General features: G+C 44.7%; 7 protein-coding genes and 2 pseudogenes. 4 read left to right on the forward strand and 5 right to left on the reverse strand.

Going from position 1 to position 9,211, the window contains the following annotated elements; translation table 11 throughout:
- Positions 1–1,167 (forward strand): flotillin family protein (locus PX481_RS21665; protein WP_288095925.1); only part of this gene is annotated, 1,167 nt, incomplete at its 5' end.
- A gap of 53 nt (positions 1,168–1,220) precedes the next feature.
- Here PX481_RS21665 and PX481_RS21670 read toward each other — a convergent pair.
- Positions 1,221–1,472, reverse strand: a pseudogene (locus PX481_RS21670) (DUF29 domain-containing protein); the annotation flags it as partial.
- 45 nt (positions 1,473–1,517) lie between these two features.
- Positions 1,518–1,718: pseudogene (locus PX481_RS21675) on the reverse strand (DUF2887 domain-containing protein); the annotation flags it as partial.
- Between the two features lie 75 nt (positions 1,719–1,793).
- On the opposite strand from PX481_RS21675, the gene lipB reads away from it, so the two are divergent.
- Both lipB and PX481_RS21685 read left to right on the forward strand, forming a co-directional pair.
- Positions 1,794–2,462: a lipoyl(octanoyl) transferase LipB gene (gene lipB, locus PX481_RS21680; RefSeq protein ID WP_079208926.1), complete on the forward strand. Its 669-nt coding sequence runs from the start codon at positions 1,794–1,796 to the stop codon at positions 2,460–2,462.
- A 1-nt stretch (position 2,463) separates the two neighbouring features.
- The gene (locus PX481_RS21685; RefSeq protein ID WP_002757820.1) at positions 2,464–3,726 is read left to right on the forward strand and encodes a pentapeptide repeat-containing protein; all 1,263 of its coding nucleotides are present in this window, start codon (positions 2,464–2,466) and stop codon (positions 3,724–3,726) included.
- Between the two features lie 144 nt (positions 3,727–3,870).
- Here PX481_RS21685 and PX481_RS21690 read toward each other — a convergent pair whose 3' ends face one another.
- Positions 3,871–5,391, reverse strand: coding sequence for an ammonium transporter (locus PX481_RS21690; protein ID WP_002757821.1), 1,521 nt, complete (start codon positions 5,389–5,391; stop codon positions 3,871–3,873).
- Positions 5,392–6,015: 624 nt separating this feature from the next.
- On the opposite strand from PX481_RS21690, the gene PX481_RS21695 reads away from it, so the two are divergent.
- Positions 6,016–6,246 (forward strand): hypothetical protein, encoded by a 231-nt coding sequence (locus PX481_RS21695; protein ID WP_043998916.1) that lies wholly within the window; start codon positions 6,016–6,018, stop codon positions 6,244–6,246.
- Here the strand turns inward: PX481_RS21695 and PX481_RS21700 are convergent.
- Both PX481_RS21700 and PX481_RS21705 read right to left on the reverse strand, forming a co-directional pair.
- Positions 6,235–7,431 carry a homocysteine biosynthesis protein gene (locus PX481_RS21700; RefSeq protein ID WP_002757823.1) on the reverse strand — a complete coding sequence of 399 codons (1,197 nt, stop codon included), beginning with the start codon at positions 7,429–7,431 and terminating at the stop codon, positions 6,235–6,237. The genes PX481_RS21695 and PX481_RS21700 overlap by 12 nt on opposite strands.
- 352 nt (positions 7,432–7,783) lie before the next feature.
- The gene (locus PX481_RS21705; RefSeq protein ID WP_052275264.1) at positions 7,784–9,112 is read right to left on the reverse strand and encodes a hypothetical protein; all 1,329 of its coding nucleotides are present in this window, start codon (positions 9,110–9,112) and stop codon (positions 7,784–7,786) included.
- Between the last annotated feature and the right edge of the window lie 99 nt (positions 9,113–9,211).

Raw genomic sequence — 9,211 nt, forward strand, 5'->3', positions numbered from 1 at the left:
AAACCCAATGAAGTAGTAATCCTGAGTGGGATGAAACGCAAATCAAAAGATAGACAAGATGCGGGGTATCGAGTGGTATCGGGGGGTCGGGCAATTCGTATTCCAATTTTAGAAACCGTTAAACGCATGGATGTCACCACAACCCCGATCAGAATTGAGATTAAAAATGCCTATTCTAAGGGCAATATTCCCCTGAATATCGTGGCAATTGCTAACGTGAAAGTTAGTTCTAAACCTGAAATAGTCGGCAATGCGATCGAACGTTTTTTAGATCGAGATCGAGAAGAAATTATTCGCGTAGCTAAAGAAACTTTAGAAGGAAACTTGCGGGGTGTAGTCGCAACAATGACCCCAGAACAAGTGAACGAAGATCGCCTAAAATTTGCCGAAAGTATTACCAGTAACGTCAGTCAAGATCTGTTTAAACTCGGTTTAGAAATTGATACTCTCAAAATTCAAAATGTTGCCGATGACGTGGATTATCTTAACTCCCTCGGACGGGAAAGAATCGCTTTAGTCATGCGTGATGCTGAAATTGCTGAATCAAATGCACTCAATGAAGCTGAACAAATAGTCGCGGAATGTGAGGAACAGGCAACCGTGGCTAAAACCCGCGATCAAATTATCATTTTAGAGCAAGAAAACGAATTGAGAAAGTTAAAGGCAAAACTGGAACAACAGGCAAAATCGGAAGAAGAAATAACTATCGCCGCCGCTAAGGAAAAACGTGCTATAGTTGAGGAAAAATTGCAACAGGTCAGAGCAGAATTAGAAAGATTACGTCTCCAAGCAGATCAAGTTTTACCCGCAGAAGCGCAGCAGGAAGCCGAAACTTTCCGCGCTAGAGGAGAAGCGGCAATTTTTGAAGAAAATGCCAAAGCTGAAGCCTTGGTTAACGAATTATTCGCGGAAGTCTGGCAAAATACCGGCAGCGAAGCAGAGGCAATTTTCTTGATTCAACAGTTAGAAACTATCCTAGAAGAAGCGATCAAAATTCCTAAACGCTTACACCTCGAGCGAGTTAATATTGTTGATAATGGTGATGGGAAATCCCTCGCTACCCTGATTAAAGTCTATCCCGAAATCGTCAATCAATTCCTCGCCAGTGTCCATCAAACCCTCGGTATTGATGTGGTCGGAACTCTCACCAATAAAATTGAAAAATAGCAGTCAGAAAACATACTAGCCTGATTTTATTGAGTACGGAAGTTATCGATTTATTCCTGCCAATAAATTGTCTTATATTCTGCTTCCTTGCTCCAGTATTGCAGGAATAATAAATGGCGGATAACCTGTTCTAAAAGACTGGCTACAGCATTTTTCTTTTCTTTGCCCAAATCCTCTAATTCCTCGATTAAATGTTCTAAGTCTAGCTGTTGAAATTGATGATTTCTGAGTAGGCTAATGGTTTCTCCTAGCCATTGAGAGTCATCAATCTCATAGAGTTGTTTTAATGCGTGAACACCTAGCATAATTGATTGTCTCCATCTTAGAGCAGTGCCATGGTGAGTAAATTTGTAGATAATAATCTTCTCGATTAACTCGATAACATTTCTTTGATTGTTAGGGTCAACAACCTGTTGGTGGGTTTGCTCAATCAAGGATTGAACTTGTTTTGGTGCTTTTTTTGCGCCGATGAGGATAAACTGGAGGATACTGATCCCAAGAGATGATAGATGAGATAACTTTAGATTAGTGCTTATTATTCTCCCCAACATCTCTTCTTCCCTTCTTTTAATTTTCCTTGGTGATCTTCCACATTTCTTAAATAATTTGAACAATCACATCTCTCGATGAATGCTCAAAAAATGCCTCGTCTCTGTGGGCTAAAAATTCAGGCAATTACTCCCTATTCTCTCGCTTGGTCGCAACAGCGATCGCTGGTGGAGGCGAGAATTGCTAATCCTGACTTACCCGATGTGCTGCTGCTGCTGGAACATCCCCCCGTTTACACCCTCGGTACTGGTTCAGATATTAAGTTTATTAAATTTAATCTTGACAAAACCGACAAAGAAGTGTACCGAATCGAGCGAGGAGGCGAAGTCACCTATCACTGTCCGGGGCAGTTAGTGGGCTATCCGATCCTCAATTTGCGCTATTATCGGCAGGATTTACACTGGTATTTGCGACAATTGGAAGAAGTCATCCTGCAAACTATCGCTATTTATGGATTGTCGGGGGAAAGAATCGCGGGCCTGACGGGGGTATGGGTAGAAGGGTATAAAATAGCGGCGATCGGTATTAAAGTTAGTCATTGGATTACCTATCATGGTTTTGCCATCAATGTTTGTCCAGATTTAAGCGGTTTTGCCGAGATTATTCCCTGTGGGATTGCTAATAAACCCGTGGGCAGTTTACGGCAGTTTCTGCCTAATATTAGTCTTATGCAAGTACAGCAAGATTTATCGAGAGTTTTCGCCTCAGTTTTCGGTGTGGAATTATTTTCTCTTGACAAGGATTAACATGAGCGATCGCAAAGACCCAGAAAAACTCGCCGCGGAAAATAGGGACGATAACCCCGAAAATAACGGTAAAACCAGTTTATCGCCCCCCGATGCTTCTGAATACGTCTCCTCTTTATCTTCGCGTAATCCCGTGCGTCAGCGCATCCTACTATTAAAAGATCTTCGACCGGGTAATGCGGGGTTACTACTGGCCCCCCTGATGGTGATGACCATCGGCCTGGTCTTTAGCTGGGACTGGTTAGGCTTTTCTGGGGCGATAGTAGCGATATTAATATCTTTACAGGTGATTTTGCCCTCTATTCGCCAGTGGATCGCCCATTATCTCACTCCCTCTGAACGTCAGACGGTTTTTGCCTTTATAGTTTTTATAGCTGCTCTGGCCGGATTAGGGAAATATTTAGGAGTTTACGGGCGAATATTGCGATGGTTAGAGAGTTTTAAATACGATGAGTTTGGTTCCTGGGCCGAGTGGGTGGGGGCCTTGGGACAGATTATGATCGCCGTGTTAGCCGTCTATGTGGCCTGGGAACAGTACGTTATTTCTAAGGATTTAACCATACAGCAAAATCGCATTACCCAACAACAGACGATCGATTCCTATTTTCAGGGCATTTCCGATCTAGCCTTGGATGAGGAGGGATTTTTAGAAGATTGGCCCCAGGAAAGAGCGATCGCAGAAGGTCGCACCGCTTCCATCCTCAGCAGTGTCGATGCCTCTGGAAAAGCGAAAATACTGCGTTTTTTGAGTCAATCGCGGCTATTATCACCGATTAAACGCGATCGTTATCTAGGCAGACCGATTCTAGACGGGGAAGGGGGTTATGCGGAGGATCGAGAGTTCGGTACAAGAGTAGTACAATTGGGGGTAATGTTAGCGGGGGCCGACATTTCTGGGCAGGATTTGCGCTGGACGGATTTAAGCGAAGCGAATATGGTGCGGGCCGATTTAAGTTATAGCGATTTGGTGAAAGCAAATGTATCGCGGACAATTCTCTACGAAGCTAATTTAAGAGGGGCAGATATGAAAGGGATGCGTTTATTTTATGGTTCCCTAGAAAATGCTACCCCCCGCAGTCGTACCGTTCCCCCCAATTATGACAGCGGAGAACACACGGGAGCAGTGGTAGAAAATGTCAATTTTACCGGGGTGAAAAATATGAGCGAGGAACAACGTCACTATTGTTGTCGTTGGTGTGGGGAAAAGTCGCGGGCAACTATTCCGGGGGGATGTGCTGATATTGCCAATCTTTTAGGTCGATAAGGGGACTCCGGTCAAAATCAAAAATTGTCGTGGTTGGTTAGGAGTCAGTAGTCAGCTTCTGAAGGCAAGGGGCAACAGTGAAAACTCACATCTGATCACTGATCACTGAATTGGAGTCTCGACTAGGAAATTAATTTTGCCAGACTACTTATCCGCTCCCCGATCTTTGGGAGGAATAATGGTTCTTTTGGGAATAATAGCCGAGACCTTATGGGCAAGGTCGGATTTAAACAGAAAACCACTGTAAGCTTGTAAACCGTGTTCGCTCAGATCCAGTCCTCTCAATTCTGCTTCCGTCGATACCCTTAAACCGACGAAAAAATCGATCGCCTTCCATGCTGACCAACTGACAATTACAGTGTAAAGACTAACTGCCGCACAGCCCAAAAGTTGCACGAATACCTGTTTAATTGCCGGTAATCCTCCCCCCAACAGTAATCCCCTCACCGGTCCCTGGGTATAAAAATTAGCCTCGATACCGGCGGCAAATAAAGCTACCGCAAAAGTTCCCCACAAACCACAGACTAGATGTACCGATAGCGCCCCAACCGGATCGTCAATCTGGAGGCGATCGAAGAAATCGACGCTCAAAACCACTAAAATACCGCTGATCATGCCGATAATTGCCGCCCAACCGATCTGTACATAGGGACAGGCAGCGGTAATGGCCACCAAACCACCGAGAATGCCATTGATAATCACCGAGAGGTCTGGTTTACCGAAATAGCGCCAAGCGGTTAGGGTTGCGGCGATGCCGCCGGTGGCCGCCGACATATTAGTGTTGAGGAGGATGCGGGAAATAGCCTCGGGTTCCATCGCCAGGGTGGAACCGGGGTTAAAACCAAACCAACCTAACCAGAGGATAAAACAGCCGAGGGTAGAGAGGGTGAGATTGTGACCGGGTAGTGCCATGGAATTACTGCCTTGATATTTGCCCAGACGCGGCCCCAATAACACTGCCCCGACGAGAGAGGCCCAACCACCGACCGTGTGTACTACCGTAGAACCGGCAAAATCCCAAAAATTGAGCCGCGCTAACCAACCTCCTCCCCAAATCCAGTGACCGGTGATCGGGTAGATAAAAGCCACTAATAGCAGACTAAACAGGAAAAAAGCCAGAAATTTGATTCTTTCGGCCACTGCCCCCGAAACAATCGTGGCCGCAGTGCCGGCAAAGACTAATTGAAAGAAAAATTTAGCCTGTAGAGGTATGCCCGCCCAAGAAAGGGAGGGAAAGATGCCAAGATAGTTGAGACCAGTATTGGGGCTATTATCGGCTCCTAGCACAAAAAAACCGCTAAGACCGACAAAACCGTTACCTTGACTAAACATTAAGCCGAAACCAAAAGACCAAAAAGCGATCGTTGTCAAGGCAAAAACAATTAAGTTTTTGGTTAAGATATTAACGGTATTTTTCGAGCGGCAAAAACCAGACTCTAGCATGGCAAAGCCGGCATTCATAAAAAAGACAAGGCAAGCGGTGAAAATTACCCATAAAGTATCGATTTTCACCCTTAATTCTCGGTATAAAGCCTCGCTATTGTCGCTAGTTGCCGTCTGGGCCACGCTAATTTCTGCTATCACGAGAATTAACAGAATGGCTAAACAGGCGATCGTGGGTATAATTATGGGTGTATTAAGATGATAAGCTGTCTTTTTTGTCATTAAATTGGGAGGTGCTTGCCAAAAATTGATCGATTAGCTAATTAGATTACTCTATTACAGCCTTTCTCGTAAAGGTGAAGCACAGACCAATCGTCGATAATCAAGTATTTCAGATGCAAGAACCAACCTCATGTATCTGAGAAACGCTGTAATTTGCTCATGAAAATATTATCACCCACAACAACCCCCCCCTTTTAATTTACTCGGTATCGGTCAACGCGGCGTGGGTAAAACCGTTTTTTTAGCGGGTGGTTACGCCCAATTTCGTGCTGATTCACCGACAAAATCCGCTCCCGATATTCAGAAACTATCGGGATGAGTTAAGCAAAAATCCGCAAGATCTGGATTGTTTCTCCCCGCTTCCCGCTTCCCATTCTCCTAATAATACCTTTTAAACAGGATTTAGTATTACCCGCCCTTTTAGGGAAAGCGGAATTAAGGAAAGCGCCCTCAAGTTGTTACAAAAAGCCGGAGAAATTGCCGCCCAAGAACAAAAAGTAGAAATTCGCAATCTGGCTAATTTGACGGTTAGCCCTCTCTGACTCTTATGATTAGAATATCTCCTCATCGGCAAGCAGGGTGCTATAATCAGTGGTATTCATGGCCAATAATTCCCGCAAACTTATGAATCAAAAAGTCTTTATTCTTGCCACTGCTTCCGCTAGTTTATTAGCCCTAGCAGTTACCACTAACTCCGTACAAGCTGCCCCAGAGTCCTTTCATCCTAGTTTCAACACCGAGAACTTAGGTGACATGATTATCGCCAAGACAACTGGGGAAGAAAATCCGATTTTTCGTCATCTTAATTGTAGTTGTGCCACCTGCACGCAATCCCTTAATTCCTCACTCAATTGATAATTTTCCACCCCAACGATCCTGGGGGATAAAAGTTCGCTCTAGATTAATTTTTGCCACGGGTTCTGTGAGGGTAAATTCTCCCGATTCGATCAGTGCTTTTAATTCTAAAGCGGCTTCCCGGGCCAAGGAAATACTGGCCAAAGGAGCCACCTTAACACTTTTTCCCTCGATCATAATCCGACCGCTTTTTAGTTTAGCGTAGGTGATTAAACCAAAGGTAGGACGGACTCGCCGGGGAATGGAAAAATCCACCACTGGAGCGACAATTTCCTCATCTTTTACCGCACAATGTCGAACTATTTCCTCGCTTAAAATTGGAATCGGTACTGCTACCCCTAACATTAAAGAAGCCCCATAATTTTTGAAATAACAACCCCGCACCCAGCGAGCATTCATTTGTTTAGCATCACCAATTAAGGCTAAGGTGGAAGCCGGTCCAATAGGAGTTCGATTTTGTAGGCGTTTTTGCAGGGGAAAATGTTGGGTTCCTTCCCAGGCAATATAACCGATTCCTCCTCCCAAAAAAAGGCGCGTACCGATGCCTATAGCCTCTAAATCTGGGTCATTTAACAGGGGAGAAATTGCCCCGGGGTTAGAATAAACCGCATTACCTAATCGCGGCTGTAGTGGTCCCAAATAAGTATATAAAGTCCGCTCTCCCCCATTGACTCCGACGATAAAATTCTGGTAGAGATTGCGAGGATTAAAAAGATAAAATTGATTGATAGTCTCCTTAGAAATAATCGTTTCAAAAGAAGTGCGAGGATAACAATCAGTGGCCTGGCCGACAGCGCGCAATTGAATCGATTTTCCAGCGATTAAATCCTCAATAATATGTCCGCCGCCCCTTTCGGGATTTTCTCCCTCTAAATTCTCATTTTTGGCCGCTAGATCACTAATAGCGCTGGCTCCTAAATATAAATCCACCGCCCCAAAACCAGCATAAGCAGGAATCCCATCTAACCAACATTGACGAATTTTTATCGGCGGATCCGTCTGACCTAAATTAATAATTGCCCCCGAAGATTCCATCGGTTCAAAAGTTCCCGTACAAACCACATCTACTTGGGAAAAAACCTCCTTAATTCCCATCTCGCTCACGCGGCTTTTTAATTCCTCTACTGTCCAGACTACAGCCGTTTTTTTAGCAATTTTGTCGTTGATTTCAGCGATTGTTCTCATAATAAGTAGCTGGTTATAATTAAATTGAAGATGGCTCCCCCCTTAATCCCCCCTTAATAAGGGGGGTGCCGATCCCCCCTTAATCCCCCCTTAATAAGGGGGGCATCTGAAAGTTTTCAACACCTACCTACTTAAAAATTGGCAAGATGGGGGTTAGGGAGCTTTTTGCTGTTGTCAGTAAACAGTTATCGAAAATTTGGGTTTTAAGTGAGTGGTATTAACTCAGCAGTATTAAATGGCCGTAACAATGCTGTCTTTTCACTGATTACTGATTACCAGCAATTCCAAATTCAGAATGTAGCAAGGAATACAGAATACAAAACGCTTTTGCCCTGTAGCTCCCCATCCAAAATCAAGAAGAATTAACGCGAGTAACAGGGATGGCCTCATCGAGCATAAAGTCTAAAAGGTGGTGCCAGCCTTCAAACAGCAGATACTTGGTTAAGCAAAGAACATCGTTAAAAAAGCCTCTGCGAGTCCCCCTTTGCATCCGAGCCCGTTGATAGCGTTCATCGACTAGATGCAGAACAGTATGAAATAAGAAAGCCAGGAGATTGAGGGTCAACAGAAAAGAGGACAAATGTTGCTGACCATGTCCAAAATTATGCTCCAAATGATAGCCCCGAGTTTTGAGCACATTGTGATTCTCATTTTCGGTTCGCCAACGGCTCCGTCCAGCAGCGCAGACCAGAATGACCCGTTGGGGAGTCAGGTCGTGGTTAGTAATCCAGCTATTGCGATAGAGAAGTTGACCATCCGACTCGCGCTTAACGGTCACCTCACACCAATTGACCAGTAAGGCGGGTTGTTGTTCGCGCAGGGGGACTTGATTGAGATAACGATAGTCCCAAATTTCAAAGTATCGCCCATTCCAACGTCGCTGTTGAGTGGTTTTGACTTCTTGATTAGCCTCCAGGAAAGAAACCCACTCATAGAGAGTCGGATGGGAGGACGGTAAACAGACAAAGATAAAGTTGAAATGGTGTTCCAAACAATATTCAGCCATCGGTTGGCGACTATAGAGGTCGTCGCCTAAGAGGGTGATGGGCTGGCCTTCAAACCAGGACGCATGGCTCGCTATCCAGCGTTTTGCCGCGTTTTGCTCACAGTCTTGTTTCTCACTGCCATCTTGAGGAGTGATAAATTCTGGTGGCAAGGAAATGACCGATTTTTGGTCAGGAGAGACAATTACAGGCAAAATAGCTTGATGGTGATAAGTTACCTTCCCCTGTTTCGAGGTGCGGGTTGAGCAACAAGGACAACTAATTTTCTCTGAATCATAGTACTGAGTCCCATCTAGGGCGACGAGTAAGTTGCCATCCAAGGCTGTAAACAGCCTCAAATAGCCTTGTTCTCTCAGACCTTGATAAATCCATTTGAACGGTGAAAAAAGAGGCTTTGCGGCTATTCTATCGAGAATATTCTTTATCTGTTCTATGGTCGGGATATTAACCAGACCAAACAGACTTTGAGCATTATCTCGTCCACAACGACTATTCAATTGACGCTGATATTCTAGAAAGGATTCATTTTGCATAAAGAAGCTAGCAAATGCCCCCAAGACCGCGTCTTTTAGACTGTAGCGAGTAGCATTGCTAGCACTGCGCGGGTCAACCATGCCAGCGATAGCCCTGTGGAAGTAGCTCAGCATCCCTATAAAACTCAAATCTTGGACTTCCATTCCTGCAAAACCCAATGGGCAACTCGTTCACTCTATTTTGAGGGACAGAAGCGAAATCAATTCTGTATCCTACACTACCGTTTGAATTTGGAATTGCTG

This window comes from Microcystis sp. M53603_WE2, from assembly GCF_030065435.1.